At 65.3% G+C, this 21,909-nt stretch carries 18 protein-coding genes and 1 pseudogene; 9 read left to right on the top strand and 10 right to left on the bottom strand.

What is annotated here, in order from left to right; translation table 11 throughout:
• The first annotated feature begins 1 nt into the window (after position 1).
• The 6 genes and pseudogenes from HNQ71_RS05675 to HNQ71_RS05650 all read left to right on the top strand — a co-directional run bounded on the left by HNQ71_RS05675 (position 2) and on the right by HNQ71_RS05650 (position 5,550).
• Positions 2-1,078, top strand: coding sequence for a Gfo/Idh/MocA family protein (locus HNQ71_RS05675; protein WP_184871562.1), 1,077 nt, complete (start codon positions 2-4; stop codon positions 1,076-1,078).
• Positions 1,078-1,896: a sugar phosphate isomerase/epimerase family protein gene (locus HNQ71_RS05670; protein ID WP_184871561.1), complete on the top strand. Its 819-nt coding sequence runs from the start codon at positions 1,078-1,080 to the stop codon at positions 1,894-1,896. The genes HNQ71_RS05675 and HNQ71_RS05670 overlap by 1 nt, the downstream gene beginning before the upstream one ends.
• Positions 1,896-2,726, top strand: a complete 831-nt coding sequence (locus tag HNQ71_RS05665) for an alpha/beta fold hydrolase (protein WP_184871560.1) — start codon at positions 1,896-1,898, stop codon at positions 2,724-2,726. The genes HNQ71_RS05670 and HNQ71_RS05665 overlap by 1 nt, the downstream gene beginning before the upstream one ends.
• On the top strand, positions 2,723-3,445 hold the full coding sequence (locus tag HNQ71_RS05660) for a ribulose-phosphate 3-epimerase (protein ID WP_184871559.1): 723 nt from the start codon (positions 2,723-2,725) through the stop codon (positions 3,443-3,445). The genes HNQ71_RS05665 and HNQ71_RS05660 overlap by 4 nt, the downstream gene beginning before the upstream one ends.
• Positions 3,442-4,464: an ROK family protein gene (locus HNQ71_RS05655; protein ID WP_184871558.1), complete on the top strand. Its 1,023-nt coding sequence runs from the start codon at positions 3,442-3,444 to the stop codon at positions 4,462-4,464. Before HNQ71_RS05660 ends, HNQ71_RS05655 begins: the two co-directional genes overlap by 4 nt.
• A pseudogene (locus HNQ71_RS05650) lies at positions 4,457-5,550 on the top strand (ABC transporter ATP-binding protein). The gene HNQ71_RS05655 and the pseudogene HNQ71_RS05650 overlap by 8 nt, the downstream one beginning before the upstream one ends.
• 71 nt (positions 5,551-5,621) lie before the next feature.
• Here HNQ71_RS05650 and HNQ71_RS05645 read toward each other — a convergent pair.
• The gene (locus tag HNQ71_RS05645) at positions 5,622-6,950 is read right to left on the bottom strand and encodes a dicarboxylate/amino acid:cation symporter (RefSeq protein ID WP_184871557.1); all 1,329 of its coding nucleotides are present in this window, start codon (positions 6,948-6,950) and stop codon (positions 5,622-5,624) included.
• A gap of 323 nt (positions 6,951-7,273) precedes the next feature.
• Here HNQ71_RS05645 and HNQ71_RS05640 point away from each other — a divergent pair, with 323 nt between their 5' ends.
• From HNQ71_RS05640 to HNQ71_RS05630, 3 genes are read left to right on the top strand one after another with little or no spacing between them, the layout of a single operon-like run.
• Entirely contained in the window at positions 7,274-9,112 is a 1,839-nt protein-coding gene (locus HNQ71_RS05640; RefSeq protein WP_184871556.1) for a sensor histidine kinase, read from the top strand.
• Positions 9,109-10,500 carry a sigma-54-dependent transcriptional regulator gene (locus HNQ71_RS05635; protein ID WP_184871555.1) on the top strand — a complete coding sequence of 464 codons (1,392 nt, stop codon included), beginning with the start codon at positions 9,109-9,111 and terminating at the stop codon, positions 10,498-10,500. Before HNQ71_RS05640 ends, HNQ71_RS05635 begins: the two co-directional genes overlap by 4 nt.
• Before the next feature lie 32 nt (positions 10,501-10,532).
• The gene (locus tag HNQ71_RS05630) at positions 10,533-10,964 is read left to right on the top strand and encodes a GNAT family N-acetyltransferase (RefSeq protein ID WP_184871554.1); all 432 of its coding nucleotides are present in this window, start codon (positions 10,533-10,535) and stop codon (positions 10,962-10,964) included.
• On the opposite strand, the gene HNQ71_RS05625 is transcribed toward HNQ71_RS05630, so the two are convergent.
• The 9 genes from HNQ71_RS05625 to murA all read right to left on the bottom strand — a co-directional run bounded on the left by HNQ71_RS05625 (position 10,961) and on the right by murA (position 21,822).
• Positions 10,961-12,076: an anhydro-N-acetylmuramic acid kinase gene (locus tag HNQ71_RS05625; RefSeq protein ID WP_184871553.1), complete on the bottom strand. Its 1,116-nt coding sequence runs from the start codon at positions 12,074-12,076 to the stop codon at positions 10,961-10,963. The two genes, HNQ71_RS05630 and HNQ71_RS05625, sit on opposite strands and share 4 nt — an antisense overlap.
• A 10-nt stretch (positions 12,077-12,086) precedes the next feature.
• Positions 12,087-13,094, bottom strand: coding sequence for a serine hydrolase domain-containing protein (locus tag HNQ71_RS05620; RefSeq protein ID WP_184871552.1), 1,008 nt, complete (start codon positions 13,092-13,094; stop codon positions 12,087-12,089).
• A 226-nt stretch (positions 13,095-13,320) separates the two neighbouring features.
• On the bottom strand, positions 13,321-15,069 hold the full coding sequence (locus HNQ71_RS05615) for an ABC transporter ATP-binding protein (RefSeq protein WP_184871551.1): 1,749 nt from the start codon (positions 15,067-15,069) through the stop codon (positions 13,321-13,323).
• Positions 15,066-15,905, bottom strand: a complete 840-nt coding sequence (locus tag HNQ71_RS05610; protein WP_184871550.1) for an ABC transporter permease — start codon at positions 15,903-15,905, stop codon at positions 15,066-15,068. The genes HNQ71_RS05615 and HNQ71_RS05610 overlap by 4 nt, the downstream gene beginning before the upstream one ends.
• The gene (locus HNQ71_RS05605) at positions 15,905-16,864 is read right to left on the bottom strand and encodes an ABC transporter permease subunit (protein WP_184871549.1); all 960 of its coding nucleotides are present in this window, start codon (positions 16,862-16,864) and stop codon (positions 15,905-15,907) included. The genes HNQ71_RS05610 and HNQ71_RS05605 overlap by 1 nt, the downstream gene beginning before the upstream one ends.
• A gap of 31 nt (positions 16,865-16,895) precedes the next feature.
• Positions 16,896-18,416 carry an ABC transporter substrate-binding protein gene (locus tag HNQ71_RS05600; RefSeq protein WP_184871548.1) on the bottom strand — a complete coding sequence of 507 codons (1,521 nt, stop codon included), beginning with the start codon at positions 18,414-18,416 and terminating at the stop codon, positions 16,896-16,898.
• 171 nt (positions 18,417-18,587) lie between these two features.
• A complete protein-coding gene (gene murQ, locus HNQ71_RS05595; RefSeq protein WP_184871547.1) occupies positions 18,588-19,511 on the bottom strand; it encodes an N-acetylmuramic acid 6-phosphate etherase in 924 nt (307 codons plus the stop codon).
• 176 nt (positions 19,512-19,687) lie between these two features.
• Positions 19,688-20,569: a glucosamine kinase nucleotide-binding domain-containing protein gene (locus HNQ71_RS05590; protein ID WP_184871546.1), complete on the bottom strand. Its 882-nt coding sequence runs from the start codon at positions 20,567-20,569 to the stop codon at positions 19,688-19,690.
• The gene (gene murA / locus HNQ71_RS05585) at positions 20,566-21,822 is read right to left on the bottom strand and encodes a UDP-N-acetylglucosamine 1-carboxyvinyltransferase (RefSeq protein ID WP_184871545.1); all 1,257 of its coding nucleotides are present in this window, start codon (positions 21,820-21,822) and stop codon (positions 20,566-20,568) included. Before murA ends, HNQ71_RS05590 begins: the two co-directional genes overlap by 4 nt.
• Positions 21,823-21,909: the final 87 nt, after the last annotated feature.

Genomic DNA, 21,909 nt, shown 5'->3' with positions numbered 1-21,909 from the left:
GATGATCAAGAAACAGGACAGACGCCTCAGGGTCGGCGTGCTCGGCTGCGGCCCCATTGCGCAGTTCGCGCATCTGCAATCCTGCGCCAAGGCCAGCAATGCCGATCTCTACGCCATCTGCGACGCCGCACCCGACCTGCTCGCCCGCATGGGTGCCACCTACGAGCCGCAGAAAATGTATGCCGACTATGACGCGATGCTCGCCGATCCCGAACTGGAAGCGGTGATCGTCGCCACCTCCGACGCCTACCATGTGCCGATGTCGATCAAGGCGCTCGATGCCGGCAAGCATGTGCTGAGCGAAAAACCGATCGGCACCTCGGTCGAGGAGGGCGAGGCGCTTGCCGAGGCGGTCAGGCGCTCGGGCAAAATCCTGCAGGTCGGGCATATGAAGCGCTTCGACCCTGCGCTGGAGGCGGCGCGCGATTTCGTCCGCGACGAGATCGGCGAGGTGCTGGCGCTGAAGGCGTGGTACTGCGATTCCACCCACCGCTACACCAACACCGATGCAGTGCAGCCGCTGCCTGTCACCAGCAGGCTAGCAAGGAAGCCGGCCGGAAATCCGAAGGCTGATCTCAGGCAGTATTTCATGCTGGCGCACGGCTCGCATCTCGTCGACACGGCGCGCTTCCTGTGCGGCGACATCGTCGCCGTGCGCGCGCGCCTCAACGAGCGTTTCGGCGCCTATTGCTGGTTCGTCGAGACCGAATTCGCCAGCGGCGCGCTCGGCCATCTCGATCTCACTGTCGCCGTGCGGATGGACTGGCACGAAGGTTTCCAGCTTTATGGCGAGAACGGCTCCGTCATCGCCAAGACCTTCAACCCCTGGTACTTCCGCGCCAGCGAGGTCGAGATCTTTCACGAGAAGACCGCCACGGCCCACAAGCCGCTCGGCGCCGATGGCCATTTCTTCCGCCGTCAGCTGGAAGGTCTAGCCGAAACGGTGCTGGAAGGCGCGCCGATGCGCGGCGCCAATGTCGAGGACGGCATCGCGTCGATCCGCGCCATGGTCGCCATCGCGCGCTCGGTGGTATCAGGCGAGCGGGTTGAACTCGCCTCGGTTTCGGGGGCGGTTTGATGCGTCTCGGCATTTTCGCCAAGACCTTTCCCGGCGCCGAGCCGGCCGCCGTGCTGGCGGCCGTGCGGCACGCTGGCTATGAGACCACGCAGTTCAATCTCGCCTGCGCCGGCCTGCCGTCGATGCCCGATGCCGTGCCGGCGGAAGCCGTCGCGGCGATCCGTGCCGCCGCACAGTCGACCGGTGTTTCGCTTGCAGCCCTTTCGGGCACCTACAACATGGCGCATCCCGACAAGGCCCTCCGCGACGACGGCCTCAGGCGCCTTGCCGTTGTCATAGAGGCAGCTGCCGCCCTGGACATTCCCCTGGTCACGCTCTGCACCGGCTCGCGCAACGCTGCAGACCAATGGGCGTACCATCCCGACAATGCCGATCCGGCGGCCTGGTCCGACATGGCCACCGAGATGGCGAAAGCACTGGCGCTGGCAGAAGCCGCCCGCGTCGATCTCGGCATCGAACCCGAGCAGGCCAACATCGTCACCTCGGCGAAGGATGCCACCAGGCTGATCGCCGAGATGGGGTCGAAGCGCCTGAAGATCGTGCTTGATCCGGCAAACCTTTTCGAACATGCGACGCCCGACGAAGCGCGCGCCGTTGTCGCCGCCGCGATCGACGAGGCGGCCGGCCACATCGCTATGGCGCACGCCAAGGACCGTTTTGGTGACGGTCGCTTTGCCACCGCTGGCCAAGGCATCGTCGACTTCCCGGATCTCATCGCGCGGCTGAAGGCGGTGGGCTTCGACGGGGCGCTCGTCACCCATGGGCTGTCCGCCGACCAAGCCCCCGGCGTCGCCGCCTTCCTGCGGAGGCTCCTCTGATGGACGCCGCGCCGACGGTCATGCTTCGCGACGATGCAGCACTTTGTGTCTTCGATACAGGGCAGGGGTTTCCGGTCATCTTCCAGCACGGTCTCGGCGGTGATGCGGCGCAGGTGGCGCAGAATTTTCCCGACAGTCCGTCATACCGCCGGCTGACCGTCGAATGCCGCGCACAGGGCGGCTCCGGCTCCGGCTCCAGGCGACCCTTTTCGATTGCCATGTTTGCCGACGACGTGCTGGCCGCCGCCGATGCGGCCGGGCTCGACCGTTTCGTCGCCGGCGGCGTCTCGATGGGCGCGGCGATTGCGCTCAGGCTTGCAAGCCGTCACGCGGACCGTGTCCTGGGTTTGGTGCTGGTGCGCCCAGCCTGGCGCTTCGATGCGGCGCCGCAGAACATGCAGCCCTTTTCGGAGGTGGCGAAGCTCATCCGCGACCGTCCGCTGGAGGACGCGCGCAACGCCTTTGCAACCTCGGTCACCGCCGCCCGCTTTCGTGGGGAAGCACCGGACAATCTTGCTTCCCTGCTTGGTTTCTTCGAGCGCGAAAATGCGGCTGTCTTCGCCGAGGTGATGCAGGCGATCGCAAACGATGGCCCCGGCGTCACGCTGGCGGCAGCCGGCAATCTCGCTGTCCCCACGCTGGTCGTCGGCAGCGGCGTCGATCTCATCCATCCGCTGGCGACCGCCCGTTTCCTCGCCGACGCCATCCCCAACGCCGCCTTTGCCGAGGTGACGCCGAAGGCCAACGACAAGGATCGTCATTTCGCCGAGGTCCGCGCCGCTATCGCGGGTTTCCTCGAGGATCGTTTCAACAACCAGGACCAGCCATGATCTCGAAACCTCTCTCAGGCCAGGCCGCCATCGCCGCATTGCCGCGCGATCGCATGATCGCTGAATTCTCGCTGTGGTCCGCCGACCTCGTCAATTTCGAGAGCGATCTGAAGCGCATCGAGCCCTATGTCGACCTTCACCACATCGATGTAGCGGACGGTCATTTCGCCCCGTCCTTCCTGTTCTTTCCCGATCTTGTCGCCCGCATCGCTCGGCTGACGGCCAAACCCATCCATGTCCATCTGATGGTCGATGCGGCGGTTGTCGAGGCACAGACGCGCCAGTTCATCGAGGCCGGCGCCGACATGATCAGCGTCCATGCAGAAAACGGCGAGGCGGGATTGCGTGCCGTCCGGCTGGCGCGGGAACTCGGTGCCGAAGCTGGCGTCGTGCTCAGGCTGGAGACGCCGGTCGAGACGGTGACGCCGTTCGTCCCAGAGGTGGCTTTCGTCACGCTGCTTGGCACCGCCATCGGTGTCAAAGGCCAGAGCCTGTCGGACAAGGCCTGCGACAGGCTGGGTGATGCCCGCGCCATCCTGAGAGAGGCCCGCCGCGAGGCGGCTGTGATCCTGGCCGCCGATGGCGGTATCCGCCATGAGACCGTACCCTTGCTGCGCGCTGCCGGCGCCGAAACCGTGGTTCTCGGCTCGCTCGCTTTCGGCGACAAGGACCTTGCCGGCCGCATCGGCTGGCTGCACGGCCTCAAGGTCGCGGCATGAGCAACGAAGCCGCCCTTGCGATCGATCTTGGCGGCACCGAGCTTCGTGCCGCCCTGGTCGACCGTGACGGCAAGATCCTGGCGTTCGCCGCGGTGCCGACACAGGCGCAGGCTGGCCCCGACGTGGTAATCGGCCAGATCGAGGCGCTGGCCGCGACCATCCACGGCGAGGCCCCGGCGCTCGCCATCGTCGGCGTCGGCGTCGGCGCGCCGGGACCGCTCGATCCGCTGGCCGGCATCGCCGTCGGACCGCCGACACTGGCCGGCTGGCTCGACGTGCCGCTTGCCGATATCCTCGAAAGGCGGCTCGGCCTGCCGGTACGACTGGAGAACGACGCCAACGCCGCCGCACTCGGCGAATGGCGCTTTGGCGCCGGTCATGGCGCCCGCTCGCTGGTCTTCGTTACGGTTTCTACCGGCATCGGCGGCGGCGTCGTCGTCGACGGACGCATCCTGCATGGCCGCCGTGGCCTCGCCGCCGAGATCGGCCACATGACCATAACCAATGAAGGCGAGCGTTGCATGTGCGGCGTCGTCGGCTGCTTCGAGGCCATCGCCTCTGGCACCGCGCTCGGCCGCCGCGCCAATGCCGCGACGGCGCCGTGGGATGGCTCGGCGCTGCGGCGCCTCTCGGGCAACGGTCAAGTGACCGGCCGTCACGTGGTCGAGGCGGCGCGGCTGCAGGATGAGCTTGCCTTGGCCCTGCTGGAGGAGGAAGCCCGCTGGCTGGGCATCGGCTTCACCAATCTTTTGCATCTCTATTCGCCCGATGTGCTGGTTGTCGGCGGCGGCATTGCCAACGGGCTCGACCTCATGGCGCCTGCCATCGAGGCGACCATCAGGCAGCGGGCCATGCGTGCCTATCGCGACGTGCCGGTCGTTCAGGCCCAGCTTGGCCGCCACGCCGGGCTGGTTGGTGCTGCCAGCCTTGTCCTGTTCGATGACGGAGGTACGCTGGCTGCACGCATGCCTGTCGGTCCAAGCACATATCCGGATGCGAGGAGGGACTTCAATGGCTGAGCTCAAGCTGCGCGGCGTGCGCAAATCCTACGGCAATGCCGAGGTGATCAAAGGGGTCGACCTTGATGTAGGCGACCGCGAATTCGTTGTCTTCGTCGGACCGTCGGGCTGCGGAAAGTCGACGCTGCTGCGTATGATCGCCGGTCTTGAGAAGATCACCTCCGGCGAGCTGATGCTTGATGGCGCGCGCATCAACGAGGTCGATCCCTCCGAGCGCGGCCTCGCCATGGTGTTCCAGTCCTATGCGCTCTATCCGCACATGACGGTCGCCGAGAATATGGGTTTTGCGCTGAAGATCGCCGGGCTGCCGGTCGTCGAGCGTGACGCCAAGGTCAAGGCGGCGGCCGACGTGCTGCAGCTGTCGCTCTGCTCGAGCGGCGGCCGAAGGAGCTGTCCGGCGGCCAGCGCCAGCGTGTTGCCATCGGCCGTGCGATCGTGCGCCAGCCGAAGGTGTTCCTGTTCGACGAACCGCTGTCGAACCTCGACGCCGCACTTCGCGTCAACATGCGGCTGGAGTTGATGCAACTGCACGAGCGGCTCGCCGCCACCATCGTCTATGTCACGCACGACCAGACCGAAGCGATGACCATGGCCGACAAGATCGTCGTCCTCAATGGCGGCACGATCGAACAGGTCGGCACGCCACTCGACTTCTATGCGAGACCGGCCAATGTCTTCGTCGCCGGCTTCATCGGCTCGCCGAAGATGAACATGCTGCCGGTGCGGGTTCTCTCCGCCAACGCCGATGGCGTTGCCGTCGCGCTGCCGGACGGATCCAGCCTGGTTGTTCCGGTCGAGGCGGGCGCGCTTGCACAAAACAGCGAGTTGCTGCTTGGCATCCGGCCGGAACATATCCGGATCGCGGATGCGGGCCAGTTCAAGGGCGAGGCGGTGCTGGCCGAACGGCTCGGCGGCCTGACCATCCTGCATGCCGAGATCGGCGAGAAGACGAGGCTGGTCGTTCAGACCGAGGGCATCGACACGACACCGCTGCACAGCCCCATCGCCATGCAGGCCGACCCCTCCCGCTGCCATCTCTTCGCCGCCGACGGCAAGGCGCTGGCACCGCTGCGCAAAACCGCCTGACATTGTCAGCTGTACGGCAACGGCCGGAAGCCAAGGGCTTCCGGCCGTTGATTGGTGTCGAGGCGCGTGGATTACTCGGCGGGAACGATATCAGCCGGCAGGCTGTCGTAGGCCGTGCCCGCCAGTGCCCTGGCGAGCTTGGCTTCGTCGAGTTCGCCTTCCCAGCGTGCCACCACCAGCGTGGCGACGGCATTGCCGACGAAGTTGGTCAGCGCCCGGCACTCCGACATGAAGCGGTCGACACCGAGGATCAGCGCCATGCCGGCGACCGGCACCGCCGGAACGACCGACAGCGTGGCGGCAAGGGTGATGAACCCGGCTCCGGTGATGCCGGCGGCGCCCTTGGAGGAAAGCATGGCAACCAGCAGCAGCAGGATCTGGTCGCCCATCGACAAATGGATGTTGGTCGCCTGCGCGATGAACAGCGCCGCCAGCGTCATGTAGATGTTGGTGCCGTCGAGGTTGAACGAATAGCCCGTCGGGATGACCAGACCGACCACCGAGCGCTTTGCGCCGGCCTTCTCCATCTTTTCCATCAGCGAGGGCAGGGCAGCTTCCGACGAGGAGGTTCCGAGCACCAGCAGCAGCTCTTCCTTGATGTAGCGGATCAAGGACAGGATGGAGAACCCGTTATAGCGGCAGACAGCACCCAGCACGACGAACACGAACAGCAGCGACGTCACGTAGAAGGTGCCGACCAGCATGGCGAGGTTGATGACCGCGCCGATGCCGTATTTGCCGATGGTGAACGCCATGGCGCCGAAGGCACCGATCGGTGCAGCCTTCATCAGCACGCTGACCAGCTTGAAGATCGGCGTCGTCAGCGCCTGGAGGAAATTAAGGACAGGCGTGGCCTTGTCGCCGACCAGCGCCAACGAAATGCCGAACAGCACCGAGAAGAACAGCACCTGCAGGATGTCGCCGTCGGCGAAGGCGCCGACGATAGTCGTCGGGATGATGTTCATCAGGAAGCCGGTGACCGACTGGTCATGCGCCTTGGCGGCATAGGTGTTGACGGTCGAGGCGTCGAGCGTCGCAGGGTCGATGTTGAAGCCGGCACCCGGCTGCACGACATTGGCCACGACAAGGCCGATGATCAGCGCCAGCGTCGAGAAGGTGAGGAAATAGAGCATCGCCTTGCCGGCGACACGCCCGACCTTCTGCAGGTCGCTCATGCCGGCGATGCCGGTTGCCACGGTCAGGAAGATGACCGGGGCGATGATCATCTTGACCAGCTTGATGAAGGCGTCGCCGAGCGGCTTCATGCTCTCGCCGATTGATGGATAGAAGTGGCCGAGCAGGATGCCGAGGGTGATCGCGACGAGCACCTGCACGTAGAGTTGGGCATAGAAAGGCTTGCGCTGCGCGGCAAACGCGCCTGATTGGTCTGCGATGTGCATAGAACTCTCCCTGCCGGATGGGGCGGAAATGCACCGCCCTGCGTGACTTCTCCCATCGCGGCGCTCCGGTCGCACGCCGCTGCAAGGAGTTTTGCAAGCGCTGTGCCAGATCGGTGAAAGGCCGGAATGCCTGGATTTCGGCGGTTGTCAGGTGCTTTGCTGCGAATGCTTGTGCGGATTTCCGCACAGGCAGCGTTTGCCTGGGCGGAATTTCGCATTACACTGGCCGCCAAAGAGGCCGTGAAGAAATAGAGGCCGCGAGGAAAGGGAGAGGGCAGACGCCGCAAGCAGGCATCGATAGGGGATCCGCGGCCGGCCGTGAATTGCTGCGCGAAGCGGTGGCCCGGCTGGGCGATGGCCGCTGGCGTGTCGTGGTGGTCGCCCTTGCGGTTCTGGCAGGCGCGATCGTCATCGCAGGGCGCATCGCCACCGGCCAGGCGGCCGACAATCTCCGTGACGGAGCCCTTGCCGCCCTGCCGCTGGCGGCGGGAACCCTGACTGGCGAAATCGAAAAGCAACGCCTGGTGCCATTGGTGCTGGCACGCGACGATGCCGTGCGCGGGGCGCTGCGCCGGGCCGGAAAGATGCAAGAAGCGGCCCTCAACGACAAGCTCAGGGCGATTGCCGGCGATGCATCGGCGTCCGCCATCTATGTCATCGACACGGCCGGCATCGCGATATCAGCCAGCAATGCCGGCGAACCGACGAGCTTTGTCGGCATCGACTATAATTTTCGTCACTATTTCCAGGAGGCAATGGCCAAGGGTGCAGCCAGCCAATATGGCCTCGGCACGATCAGCGGCCGGCCGGGTCTCTACCTTGCCAGTCGCGTCGACGATGGCGGCAAGCCGCTTGGCGTTGCGGTGCTGAAGGTCGAACTCGACCGCGTCGAAGCCAATTGGCGCTCCAGCGGCTTTCTTGTTTTCGTCACCGACGAACGTGGCGTGGTGCTGGCCACCAGCCAGCCCGAGTGGCGGTTTCATGCCCTGGCACCGCTCTCGGCCGCGGATGCTGCTGCTGCCCGCGAACAGCTTCAACTGGCCGATGCCGGCTTCGAACCGCTGCCGTTGCAACGCGGTGCCGGTGACGGCCTGGCGACTATCGACAGCGCCGGCAAGCCGCGCCAGTTCGTCGAAGTGGTGCAGGACCTTTCCGGTGCCGTCCCCGGCTGGCGTCTGTGGCTGCTGACGCCCGCCGACGCCACTTTGTCCTCCGCCGCCAACACGGCACGCCTTACCACGCTGCTCGGGTTGCTGCTGATGGGCCTGCTTGCCTTCGTGCTGACCCGGCGCCGGCGCGCCCGCCGGCTGCGTCAGGAGGCGCTGGCGCGCATGAATGCCGAACTGGAGAGCCGGGTCAGCACGCGAACGGCCGAGCTGACACGCTCCAACACCGCGCTTGCCGGCGAAATCGCCGAGCGTGAGAACGCCGAAGCCAAGGTCCGCCGGCTGCGCGACGATCTCGCCCAGGCCAACCGGCTTTCCATCCTCGGCCAGATCGCCGCCGGCGTCGCGCACGAGATCAACCAGCCCGTCGCCGCCATCCGCACCTATGCCGAGAACGCCGGCCGCTTTCTCGACACCGGCAAGACCGAGCCGGTCAGCGGCAATCTGACATCGATCGTTTCGATGACCGAGCGCATCGGCGCGATCACCAGCACCTTGCGCACTTTCGCCCGACGGCCAGGCGTCGCCGCTTCGCCATTGCCGGTACGCGAGGCGATCGACGGCGCGTTGTCGCTGCTGTCCGGCCGCATCCGCGATTCCGGAGTGACCATCGTCAAGCCGCGCGGCAACGCGTCGCCGGTGGTCATGGCCAGCCGTATCCGGCTGGAGCAGATCCTCGTCAACCTGTTGCAGAACGCGCTGGACGCCATGAAGGACCAGCCTGATCCCCGCATCGAGATCGACATCGCCGAGCGCGACGACAGGGTGCTGATTTCGGTGCGCGACAACGGCCCCGGCCTCGGACCGGAAGCGGCCGGCAATCTGTTCATGCCGTTCCAGACCACCAAGGAGAAGGGACTTGGCCTCGGGCTGGTGATCTCGCAGGAGATCGCCCAGGAATTGGGCGGCACGCTGCGGCTCGATCCCGCCAGCGCCAGCGGCCCTGGCAGCGCCGGCGGCGCATCCTTCACCATCGACTTGAGGCGAATTGAATGACAGACGCATCAGGGCTGGTGGCGCTCGTCGAGGACGATGCGGACCTGCTGCACGCCACCACGCAATTGCTCGAACTTGGCGGCTTCGCGGTGGTCGCGCTCGACGCCGCCGAGGCGGCGCTTGCCGTCGTCGACAGGAATTTCGAGGGCGTGGTCGTCAGCGACATCCGGATGCCGGGCATGAACGGGCTGCAGCTGTTCGATCGCATCAAGGCGATCGACCCGGACATACCAGTAATCCTGGTCACCGGGCATGGCGACGTCGATCTTGCGGTCGCCGCGCTCAAGGATGGCGTCTACGATTTCATCCCGAAACCCTATGCCGGAGATCGCCTTGTCGAGGCGTTGAGACGGGCATCGGAGAAGCGGCGCCTGGTGATGGAAAACCGGCGGCTGCGCGAAGCCGCGGCGCAGGCTGCCGACGGCCTGCCGTTGATCGGTGAAGCGCTGGCCATCCGGCGGCTGCGCGAGACCTTGCGGCAGATCGCCGACATGGACGTCGACGTCCTGGTGGAAGGGGAGACCGGAACCGGCAAGGAGGTGGTGGCCGACCTCCTGCACAGATGGGGCCGGCGGCGCGCAAAGCCCTTCGTGGCGCTGAATTGCGGCGCGCTGCCCGAGACCGTCATAGAAAGCGAGCTGTTCGGCCACGAGGCGGGCGCGTTCACCGGCGCGCAGCGGCGGCGGATCGGCCGCATCGAGCATTCCAGCGGCGGCACGCTGTTCCTTGACGAGATCGAATCCATGCCGCCGGCCCTCCAGGTCAAGCTGTTGCGTGTGCTCGAAACGCGCAGCGTCACCCCGCTTGGCTCGAACGAGACCCGGCGCGTCGACCTCCGGGTCGTCGCGGCGACCAAGGTGGATCTCGGCCGGCAGGACCAGCGCGGCGACTTTCGCGAGGATCTCTATTTCCGCCTCAACGTGGTGACGCTGCGCATCCCGCCATTGCGCGAGCGGCGCGGCGACATCCCGATGCTGTTCGGCCATTTCCTCGGCAAGGCCGCAGAACGGTTCAGCCGGCCTGTCGCAAAGGTGAACGCAGCGGTGAGCGAGCATCTCCAGTCGCATGCATGGCCGGGCAATGTGCGCGAGCTTGCGCATTTTGCCGATCGCGTCGCACTTGGTCTCGGCCCGGACGACGAGACGAAAGCGGTTCCCGCGCACTTGCCGGAGCAGGCGGCTACACTGCCCGAACGGGTCGGCCACTACGAGGCGCAGCTCATCCGCGACGCGCTGCGCGATCACAGTGGCGATGTGCGCAGCGCCATCGACGCACTCGGGGTGCCGCGCAAGACCTTCTACGACAAGCTCAAGCGCTACGGCATTGCCGCCTCCGAGTTTCGCAATGGCGGCGATGCCGATCCGCACCCTGTTCGGGACCCGACATAGACATTGCATGAGCGCCATCTCGGAAAAGAGCCATGAAGACGACACTTGAAACGACGGCAAATCCATCGCCGGAAGAACTCACCTTTCTCGCCGAACGGCTGACGGCGTTCAACGACGGTGACGTCGGCGCTTCCGAAAGGAAGGCCCTGGCCGTGTTCGTGCGCGACGAGGACGGCACGGTCGTCGCCGGCATCTCGGGCTACACCGCCTGGGGCTGGCTTTACGTGCAATGGCTGTGGGTCGATGAAAGGCTGCGCGGCCAGCGGATGGCCGGCAACATGCTGGATGCGGCCGAGCAGGAAGCGGTGGCGCGGGGCTGTCGGAATGCCTGGATCGACACCTTCAATCCGCACGCCGCCAAGGTCTACCAGCGCCAGGGTTACCAGCCCTTCGGAACGCTTGCCGATTTCCCTGTCGGCCGCAGCCGCATCTTCCTGCAGAAGGCGCTTCCAGGGCCTGACTAACCGGCGAGCTTTCCGCCGCGCATCGGCTGCGGCGCGCCGGTGGTGCTCGGGAAGCTGATCGGCAGGCCTCTCAGCACGCGAACCGCGAGGAAGGCAAAGCACTCCGCCTCCACCGCGTCGCCGCTCCAGCCAAGGCTTTCGGCCTGCACCACCTCGACGCCGGCGCGGCTGGCGAGCATCGCCATCATCGTCGGATTGTGGCGGCCACCGCCGCTGACCACCAGTTTTTTCGGGCGGCGCGGCAAAAGGTCGAGTGCCTTGCCGACGGCGGCGGCCGTGAAGGCGGTCAACAAGGCGGCGCCATCCTCGGCATTCATTCCATCGGCCATTGCGGCGCCAAAGTCGAAACGGTCCAGCGATTTCGGGTAGGGCTTGGTCAGATAAGGATGCTGCAAGAGCTTGGCGAGCCGTGCCTCATCCACTGTTCCCGCCCGGCCGAGCGCGCCGTCGCGGTCCATGTCGCCCAGTCCCTTCGACTTGATGAAATCGTTGAGTGGCGCGTTGGCCGGTCCGGTGTCGAAGGCCACGACATTGTCGGCTCCATCCCACCAGGTAATGTTGGCGACACCGCCGAGGTTGAGCACCGCCACCTCGCCGCCTGCGCCGGCGCTGCGCATCAACGCGGTGTGATAGGCAGCCGCCAATGGCGCGCCTTGCCCGCCGGCGCGCATGTCGGCCGAGCGGAAATCATAGGCGACCTTGGTGCCGAGGATTGCGTGCATGAGTTCGCCGTCGCCGAGCTGCCGGGTCTGGCCGAACCGGCCCACCTGCGGCGCGCGATGCAACACGGTCTGGCCATGAAAGCCGACGACGCCGATATCGGCCATCGTCATCCCATAGCCTTCGACGAGTTCCTTGACCGCCGCCGACTGGGCACGCGTCAGGGCTTCCTCCGCCTTGCGAAAGATCGCCGGCTCCGGCCCGGTGAAATTCCAGGCTCTTGCCTCGTTCAGCGTCTCTTCGAGCAGCGAACGGATCGATTGCGGGTAGGGCATCAGCCGATAGGTGCCGAAATCGTCGATCCGCTCACCATCGGTCTTGATCAGCGCGACGTCGATATTGCCGTCAAGCACGGTGCCCGTCATCAGGCCGACGGCCCAGATTGGTTCCATGGTCACTTCCCTAACAGTCCCCGTTAACAAGGTCGCCGACCGCCTGCCGAAGCGCGGCGATGCCGCTGTCGAAATGACGTGTCGGATGGATCCGGTTGGTGAGCAAGGTCCAGGCCTTGCCTCTGTCGAAGTCGATCCACAGTCCCGTGCCGGTAAAGCCAGTGTGGCCGATGGTTCCTGGGCTGCACAGCGCCCCGCCGGACCAGCCCTCGTAGGGGCGCTCCCAGCCATGGGTGCGGGTGGCGGACAAGGGCGTGCGCATCAGCGCGATCGAACGTTCGGACGCGCCGGTGCCGTCCAACAGCCCCTGCGCGAAATCGAGGACGGAAGCGGCTGTTCCAAACAGGCCGGCATGTCCTGCGCCTTGCAGCGCCGAGCAATTGTCGTCGTGGACCTCGCCCGACAGCACGCGATGGCGCCAGGTGCAGTCCTCCGTCGCCGCCGACGCATCCGGCTCGGCGAAAAAAGCGAAGCCGGGGCCGGGATCCATGTCCCGGATCGTTTTCCCCGACAGCCGCTCCAGCGCAAAACCGAGCAGGATGAAGTTGATGTCGGAATAGACCGGGTCGCGGGCTTGCCATTCGCGTTGCAGGATGAAGGCACGCAGCAGCTCGGGATCGCGCCCATAGGTGTAGATCGGCTCGACCGCGGGAAACGGCGTCTGGTGGCCAAGACACTGGCGAAACGTCACCTTCCGCTCCCAGGCCTCTGCATCATACTGGCGAAGGTCCGCCAGCACCGAGATCAGCGGCGCATCGAGATCGATGACGCCGTCTTCAGCCAGCGCCAGGATGCGCGGTGTCGTGAAGATGACTTTGGTCAAGGACGCCAGGTCGCACCAGGTTTCGACGCGCATTGGCCGCAGCTTCGGCACGAGCTGCGCGGAGCCGACCGACCTGACGACGCGTTCGCCATTTTTGTCGACAATGCCGAGGACACCGCCGGGAATGCGCTTGGCGACCACTGCGGCTTTCAGCGGTGCGAACGCACGGTCGAAGAGCTGGGCGAGGGTGCTCAATGCCGGCCTCCGCTAGAAAGTAGGCGATCCTTCGCGCCCCCCTCTGGCCTGCCGGCCATCTCCCCCTCAAGGGGGGAGACTGGATGTCGCATCGGCATTCGCCAATCTCCAACGGCTGAAGGCTGGCGGTTTGCATAAACTGCCGATCTCCCCCCTTGAGGGGGAGATGTCCGGCAGGACAGAGGGGGGCGCTGCCCCTCCAATTCTACAAATGTCTGGGCACCGATCACGCTTCCGCCCTCGCTCGATGGTCAGGCCCAAACTGCTCCCATCTCGCCGGCGCCGGCTCATACCCCTGTGGGCGCACCAGTGAGGGAACCTGGCGCGTGTCGAGTTCGAAATGTTCGTGGCGCCGATCGATGGTCGGAACGGCGGCGATGAGCTTCTTCGTATAGGAATGCTGCGGCGTCGACAGCACCGAGGTTGCGTCGCCGATTTCGACGATCTGGCCAGCATAGATGACGGCGATCCGGTGGGCGATCCGCTCGACGACGGCCATGTCGTGCGAGATGAACAGATAGGCCAGTCCGAATTCGCGCTGCAGGTCAACCAGCAACTCCAGCACCTTGGCCTGCACCGAGACGTCGAGCGCCGACACCGCTTCATCCAGCACAACAACGGAAGGATTGAGCATCAGCGCCCGCGCGATGCACAGCCTTTGCCGCTGGCCGCCGGAGAATTCGTGGGGATACCGCTCCAGGCTGTTCTTTGGCAGGCCGACGCGCTCCAGCAGGCCTGCCATCCTGGCCCGCGTCTTGATGTTCACCCGGCCGCCGGTGGCGATCACCGGTTCGGCCAGGATGGTCTCGATGCTGAGCCTTGGATTGAGCGAGGCATAGGGGTTCTGGAACACCATCTGCACGGGCAGGGCGCTCTGCTGCGCTGAAGCCTTTCGGACGCCGACCGAGAAGCTGCCGCGTGTCGACCGCACCAGCCCCAGGACCGCGCGCGCGGTGGTCGATTTGCCCGAACCGCTCTCGCCGACGATCGCCAGCGTCTCGCCGGGCATCAGGTCGAAATCGACGCCATCGACGGCATGCACCGCGCCCGAGGCGCGGCTGAAGAAGCTGCTCTTGAGGGGAAATCGTACAACCAGGTTATCCACCTTCAAGGCCGGTTCCGTGCTTGCACCTTTGTCGCGCTGCCCGTCGGCGCGCGTCGCGCTGCCGTTGGCGAAATGCGGCACGTCCTGCAGCAGGTGCTGCGTATAGGGATGCTGCGCTTTGTCGAGGATCTGGTTCAACTCGCCTTGCTCCACGGCCTGCCCGTTCTGCATCACCATCACCTTGTCGGCGATGCCGGCAACCAGGCCGATGTCATGCGTGATGAAGATCATCGACATGCCGGTTTGCCGCTTCAACTCGGCCAGCAGCGCCATGATCTGCGCCTGCACCGTAACGTCGAGCGCCGTCGTCGGCTCGTCGGCGATGAGCAGGCGTGGATTGCAGGCCAGCGCAATGGCGATCATCACCCGCTGCAGCATGCCGCCAGACAACTGGTTCGGCGTATATTTCAGCCGCCGCGCGGCATCGGGAATGCGCACGCGGTCGAGCGCATCCTTGGCCGCCGCCGTGGCTTGCCTGCCGGTCAGCCCCCGGTGCAGCCGAAACGATTCCTCGATCTGCGAACCAATGGTCAGCACCGGATTGAGCGAGGTCATCGGCTCCTGGAAGATCATGCCGATCTCGGCGCCGCGAATGCCGGTCAGTTGCGGTTCGGTAGCCGTCATCAGGTCGAAGACGCTGCCATCGGCCCGCTTCAGCTTCATCGCACCTCCGGTGATGCAACCGCCGCCGAAGTCGATCAGCCGGTTGATCGACAAGGCGGTAACGGATTTGCCCGAGCCGCTTTCGCCGACAATGGCCAGTGTCTCGCCGTCGGCCAGGTCGAAACTGACGCCGCGCACCACCTCATTGGCGTGCGGTTTGCGGCCGAAGCCGACGCGCAGATCTGAGACGGACAACAGCGGGGTCATGCCGGCGCCCTCCGCATCTTCGGGTCGAGGATGTCGCGCAACGCATCACCAAGCAGGTTGAAACCGAGGATGCTGATCATGATCGCCAGGCCCGGAAAGATCATCAGCCAGGGCGCGGTCTCCATCAGATTGCGGCTGTCGCTCAGCATCAGGCCGAGCGAGGCGGCGGGCGGCTGCGTACCGAGCCCCAGGAAACTCAGGCCCGCCTCCGTCAGCAGCGCCCAGGCCAGCGCCAGCGTCACCTGAACGGTCAAGGGCGCCACCAGATTGAGCAGCAGATGGCGTGTCACGATGTAGCTCGAACTGCTGCCGAAGGTGCGCGCGGCGTCGACGAATTCGCGTGCCTTGAGCGACAGAGCAGGGCCGCGCACCACGCGGGTGAAGATCGGCGTGTAGACGATGCCGATGGCAACCACGCTGGTCCATGTGCCCGGCCCGGCAACGGTGACGATGAGCAGCGCCAGAAGGATTGCCGGGAAGGCCAGCAGCACATCCATGATCCGCATCAGCACGCCGTCCCAGCGGCGCCCGAGCCAGGCGGCGGCGAGCCCTAGCACCGTGCCGGCAAGGGTCGCAAAGGCGACCGAGAAGAAGGCTACCGTGAACGACTGCCCGACGCCCGCCATCAGCCGGCTGGCGACGTCGCGGCCGAACAGGTCGGTGCCCATCCAGTAGGCGCCGTTGGGCGCATGCAGCCGGTCGACCCGGTATTGCGTGATGGGATTGTGCGGCGTCAGCCCGAGCATGCCGAGGATGGCGACCAACAGATAGACGCCGACGATGATGCCGCCGATGCGGCCGCTGCCATGGCCGAAGATGGCGCGCAGGATGCGCATCACGGCTCTCCCAGCCGGATGCGCGGATCGAGCGCGACATAGGCGAGGTCGACCAGGAGATTGACGATCATGAAGTTGAAGGCGATGAACAGCACGGCGCCTTGCACCAGCGCATAGTCGCGCTGCTGGATCGCATCCAGCACCATGCGGCCGAGACCTGGCAGGGCGTAGATCTGCTCGACGATGACGGCGCCACCCAGGAGATAGCCGAACTCGATGCCGCTCAGCGTGACGACCGGGATCAGCGCATTGGGCAATGCGTGCCGCCAGATGACGCTGCGTGCCGAGGCGCCTTTGCTGCGGGCCGTCCGGACGTAGTCGTCGCTCAACACGTCGAGCATGGCCGAGCGCGATATGCGGGTGACCGAGGCGGCGAAGGCGAAGCCGAGCGTGATGGCAGGCAGGATCAACTGGCTGAGATTGCGCAGGGGATCCTGCCACAGCGGCGCGAATTCGCCCATCGCCGGCAGGACGCCGAAGCCGGCCGACAGCGTGTAGATGATCAGCAGGCCAAGCACGAAGCTCGGTGTCGACTGGCCGATCATGGCGACCATGCGCACCCCGAGATCGGAGAGTTTCTCATTGTGCGTGGCGGCAAAGATCCCGGCAGGCATGCCAACCGCAAGCGCGATGATCATCGACAGAACGGCCAGCTCGAGCGTCAGCGGGAAGCGCTCGATGATGACGTCGAGCACCGGCCGGCCATAGGTGACCGAGATGCCGAGATTGCCGTGCAGGATGCCGCCTATCCAGCGCCAGTACTGGACGAACCAGGGCTGGTCGATACCGAAATAGGCGGCGAGCGAGTCACGCTGCGCCGGCGTCAGCAGGCCGGCCTCGGTGCCCAGCATCGCCGTGATCGAATCGCCCGGCACCATCCGGATCGCAACGAAGACCAGGATGGACACGCCAAGCAGGACGAGAGGAAACGTCGCCAGTCGTCGCATCAGATAATTCACGCGAAGAAGTCCTCTCGTCCAATTCCGGCGGCTACTGCTGGATGGTCACCTTGCTCAGGCTGAACAGCGTGCCCGTCGGCGTCGGTACGAACCCGGCGATGTTCTTCTGCTGCGCCGTGTAGCTGTACGAGGTGTAGAGCCAGATCCACGGCGACATCTCGGCGAGGTGCTTCTCGAACTCGGCGAAGATCGCCTTGCGCGCCGCCGGGTCGGTCTCGGCGCGGCCTTTCTGCATCTGGCTGTCGAGCGTGTCGTCGATGTAGTTGGCCACCTTCTGCAAATTGCCTGCTTTGGTCCAGTAGCGGTTGTACATGGTGTAGGGGTCGGCACGGCCGCCATTGAGCGCGATCGCCATGTCGAAATCGCCTTTCAGCCAGGCGTCGACATAGACGTTGAGCTCCATCATCTTGATGTCGAGCTTGACGCCGATTTCGGCCAGCTGCGACTGGATGACCTGGGCCTCCGCCGCCGCCGTCGGCGGCTCGCCGGTGGCACCGATCACGGTCGCCGAAAAGCCATCGGCATAACCGGCCTCGGACATCAGCTTCTTGGCCTTTTCGACGTCGCGCTTGTAGCAGAACAGCTGGCTCGGATCGGTCGCCAGAGCCGGGATCGTCAGCGGGCCCGTGACCTTCCCTTCGCCGAGCGAAGCAGTGTCGAGCACCTCCTGCCGGTCGATGGCGCAGGAGATGGCCTGGCGCACCTTGAGCTCCGTCATTGGCTTGCGCGACGGATTGAGCTGCAGCACGTGATAGGCGAGCACCGGCACGCGGTTCAGCTGCAGGCTGGCTTCCTTCGGCACCAGCGTGGCGACAAGCGGGTCGTTAAGCAGCGCGAAATCGATCTGCTTGGTGCGCATGGCGGCCAGGATCGCGGCTTCGTCGGGAAGCACGCTGATCTCGATACCGTCGACGCCGGTCGGGCCGCCGGCCCAATCCTTGTTCGCGCTCAGCACTTCCTTGGCATTGGGGTCCCATTTGTCGAGCTTGAACGGGCCGGAGCCGACCGCCTTTGTGCCGATCGAGCCGGCCTTGATCTCGCTTGCCGGAACAATGGCCGCGTTGACGTCACTCATCGCCGTCAGGATTGGCACGTCCGGCTGCGACAGATGGAACACGACGGTCGTCGGATCGGGCGTGTCGATGCTGGCGATCGACAGGAAGTTGGCGCGGGTAGCCGCTCCCGTCTTCTCGTCGAGGATGCGCTCGAACGATGCCTTGACGTCGGCCGAGGTCACCGCTGTGCCGTCCTGGAATTTCGCCTTGGGATCGAGCTTGAAGGTCAGCTCCTTGCCGTCCTTGGAGAATTCCCAGGAGGTGGCGATGGCGGGGACGATCTGCAGGCTGGCGTCGACCCGCACCAGCGGCTCATAAATCAGTTCCAGCAGCCGCAGCGAAGAAAAGGCAGTCTGCTTGTGCGGGTCAAGCCCGGTGGCGTCCTGCGACCAGGCCATATGCAGCGTCGCCGCATTCGCCTGCGTTGAAACCACAGCCACGCCGAGCATCGCCGCCAGCGTAATGCCCGACAGCAGCTTTCTTGTGAGGTGAACCATTCTCGTCTCCCATTATGATTGAACTTGATGCCTTGCAGTTTCTGTGGACCGCTTCCAAGACACACATGCTTTGGAGCATCGGCCCAGTCTATGCGGCTTCCCGCCGTCTTGTCCCATGCGGCTTTGCCGTCATGTCTCATGCGGCTTCATGCCGTCGTGTCTCATGCGGCTTCATGCCGTCGTGTCGCTGATTGCCTTTCGCAGGAAGCCTCCAGCCTTGCCGAGAGCCACGCGCGCCTCCTCGACGCCCAAGCCGGTGATCGTCACCAGGATCGCCAGCTTCACATCATTGCCGGTCTGGGCGAGCGCTTGCTTGGCTTGCTGCGCCGCGCAACCGGTCGTCTGCATGACGATCCTGGTCGCCCTGGCGACCAGCTTCTTGTTGGACGGGTTAAGGTCGACCATCAGGTTCTGGTAGCTCTTGCCGATGCGGATCATGCTGGCGGTGGTCAGCATGTTGAGCACCAGCTTCTGCGCGGTTCCCGATTTCAGCCGGGTCGAGCCTGTCAGCACTTCCGGCCCGACAACCGGCGAGATGGCAATGTCGGCGATGCCGGCAATGGTCGAGGCCGGATTGCAGGACAAGGCGACCGTCGTCGCGCCAACCTGCGTGGCATAGGTCAATCCGCCGATGACATAGGGCGTTCGCCCGCTGACCGCGATGCCGACCACAACGTCGTCTGACGTGAGCCCGATCTCCTGAAGCGCCCTCGCGCCCATTTTCGGATCGTCCTCGGCGCCTTCCGTCGACCGCACGAGGGCGTCGGGACCGCCGGCGATCAGGCCGACGACCATGCCTTCGGGCACGCCGAAGGTCGGCGGGCATTCCGAAGCATCGAGAACGCCAAGCCGGCCGCTGGTGCCGGCGCCCATGTAGATCAGCCGTGCGCCTTTCTGGAAGGCAAGCACGATGCGGTCCACCGCGGCCGCAATCTCCGGCACGACTTTTTCGACAGCCGCCGGGACAGCCTCGTCCTCGTCATTGATCTTGCGCAGCACATCGATGGTCGTCAGCAGGTCGATGTCCATCGTCCTTGGGTTGCGGCCCTCGGAAATCAGCCGGTCCAGCTCGGACATCAACCCTTGTTCGGTCATCTCTTACTTTCAAATCAAGCTGTACGGCCGTCGTTGAGCAGAGCTCCCGACCGGCGCCAGCGCACACGGACCCTGGGTCCGTGTGCAGCTACCCTGTTTTCGTTTGTTAACTTTTTAGAATTTAATATTCACATCGTCAACAAGAATATGGAATATAATATTCCTTCCCGCAAGCGCTATCGCCCGCCACAGGACCGTTTTGCGAGGATGATAGCGCCCGAGACCGCATCGCCATCAGCGGGCTTAAGGCGACGCCGGACATCGGGGGAGAGCCAGGGCTCGAGCGCACTGGAAAGACCGCCCAGCAAGGTGACGCGAGGCGCGCCTTGTTCGAACAGTACCCGCACCAGCGTGTCGATCTGCTCGGCCGCACCTTGTACGATGCGCCGCCCTGCCGGATCGCCCTGGTCGGCATGGCGCATAACCATCGGCGCCAGCGCCGCGTAGTCGGTGGCGCTGGCGCGATCCATCCAGGCGACCGCTGCCATCGGGTCGCCCTCGAAGCGCTGCATCACCTCGGCCAGCAGCGCCGTCCGCTCGTGCCGGCCGTCATGGGCGCGCAACGCCAGTTGCACGGCCTTCAATCCAAGATCGGCGCCGCTGCCTTCGTCGGAGATCGGAAACCCGTAGCCGCCGACACGCAGGTCGCGCCCGTCGACAAAACCGAGGCCGATCGAGCCGGTGCCGGCAATGACGATGGCTCCGTCCTGGCCGGAATGCGCGCCAAGGCAGGCGCCGACGCCATCGCTGACGAAATCGATGCTGGCAAACGGATGCGCGATCGCCCGCAACGCCTCCAGCGCACCCTTGCGGCCGATGCCGGCAAGGCCAATGCCGGCGCGAATCCTGGCTGTCTCGGCCGGTCCGAAGCCTGCCTCTTCGATCGCCGCGCCAAAGGCTTTCGCTATGGAGGCCCAGGCCGCGTCGATGCCGAGCCGCGTGGTCGCCGGGCCCGACAGGCCCTGTCCCAGCACGTTTCCCTGGGCGTCCTCGATGCGGGCGCGACACCCGGTCCCGCCGCCATCGACGCCGAGAAAATAATCCGCATCGCTGGTCATGCGCTCAGCCGCTCGATGTCGGCACCGCACAGGCGCAGCTTGCGGTCCAGTTGCTCATAGCCGCGGTCGAGGTGATAGACGCGGTTGATGGTCGTCTCGCCCTCGCAGACCAGCGCCGCCAGCACCAGCGAAACCGAAGCGCGCAGGTCGGTGGCCATCACGGGCGCGCCATGCAGCTTCGCGCCACCGCGCACCAGGGCCGTGGTGCCCTGCAGCTTGATGTTGGCGCCGAGCCGCATCAGTTCGGGAACATGCATGAAGCGGTTCTCGAAGATGGTTTCACGCAGCAGCGATGCACCTTCGGCGCAACACATCAGCGCCATGAACTGCGCCTGCAGGTCGGTCGGAAATCCCGGATAGGGTTCCGTCGTGACGTCGGCTGCCTTCAACGGCCGGTCGCGTGACACGATGAGGCCACGGTCGCCAGGCCAGACGCTGACGCCGGTTGCTTCAAGCAATTGCACGACCGAGGCCATATGCTCGAGCCGGGCATGCGTCAGTTCAAGCTGGCCGCCAGTGATGGCAGCGGCGATGGCATAGGTGCCGGCCTCGATCCGGTCCGGGATGATGTCGTGCCTGGCGGCATGCCAGTTCGTGTCGCCGGCGATCAGGATGCGGTGCGTGCCGGCGCCCTCGATGCGCGCGCCCATGGCGTTGAGACAGGCGGCGAGGTCGGCCACTTCGGGGTCGCGCGCCGCGTTGAGGATCTCGGTTTCGCCCCTTGCCGTGGCCGCTGCCATCATCGCGGTCTCCGTTGCCCCGACCGATGGCGAACTCAAGACGATGCGCGTGCCGGTCAGCCCGTTCGGCACTGATGCGACGATCGAACCATTCTCGATGGCGATCCTGGCGCCGAGGGCCGCGAGCGCGGCGACATGCATGTCGACCGGCCGCGCGCCGATCGCGCAGCCGCCCGGCAGCGAAACCCGCGCATGGCCGAACCGGGCCAGCAGCGGAGCTAGCACCAGCACCGTCGCCCGCATCTTTCGCACCGTGTCGTAGGACGTCTCCTTGGAAACGGCGGCACTGGTATCGATTGTCGCTGCATGGGCCGACCTCGTCACTTCCGCGCCGTGTAGCCGCACCACGCCCAGCATGTTTTCGACATCGGTCACATCAGGCAGGTTGGTCAGTTCGAGCGGGTAGGGGCTGAGCAGGGCGGCCGCGATCTGCGGCAGGGCGGCGTTCTTGGCGCCGGATATAGTGACCGCGCCTTCCAGTCTCTGTCCGCCGACGATCCGCAATCTGTCCATGCGCCGAAACCTTGTGTGATGAGGTTCGAGAATTAATTGTGCGTTCTTGGCTGTCAATCGGAATTGGAATATTTTATTCCTGTCGTG

Origin of the sequence: Mesorhizobium sangaii, assembly GCF_014207355.1 — a bacterium.
Lineage (GTDB): Bacteria > Pseudomonadota > Alphaproteobacteria > Rhizobiales > Rhizobiaceae > Mesorhizobium > Mesorhizobium sangaii.
This window is presented reverse-complemented; position numbering and strand designations above follow the sequence as displayed.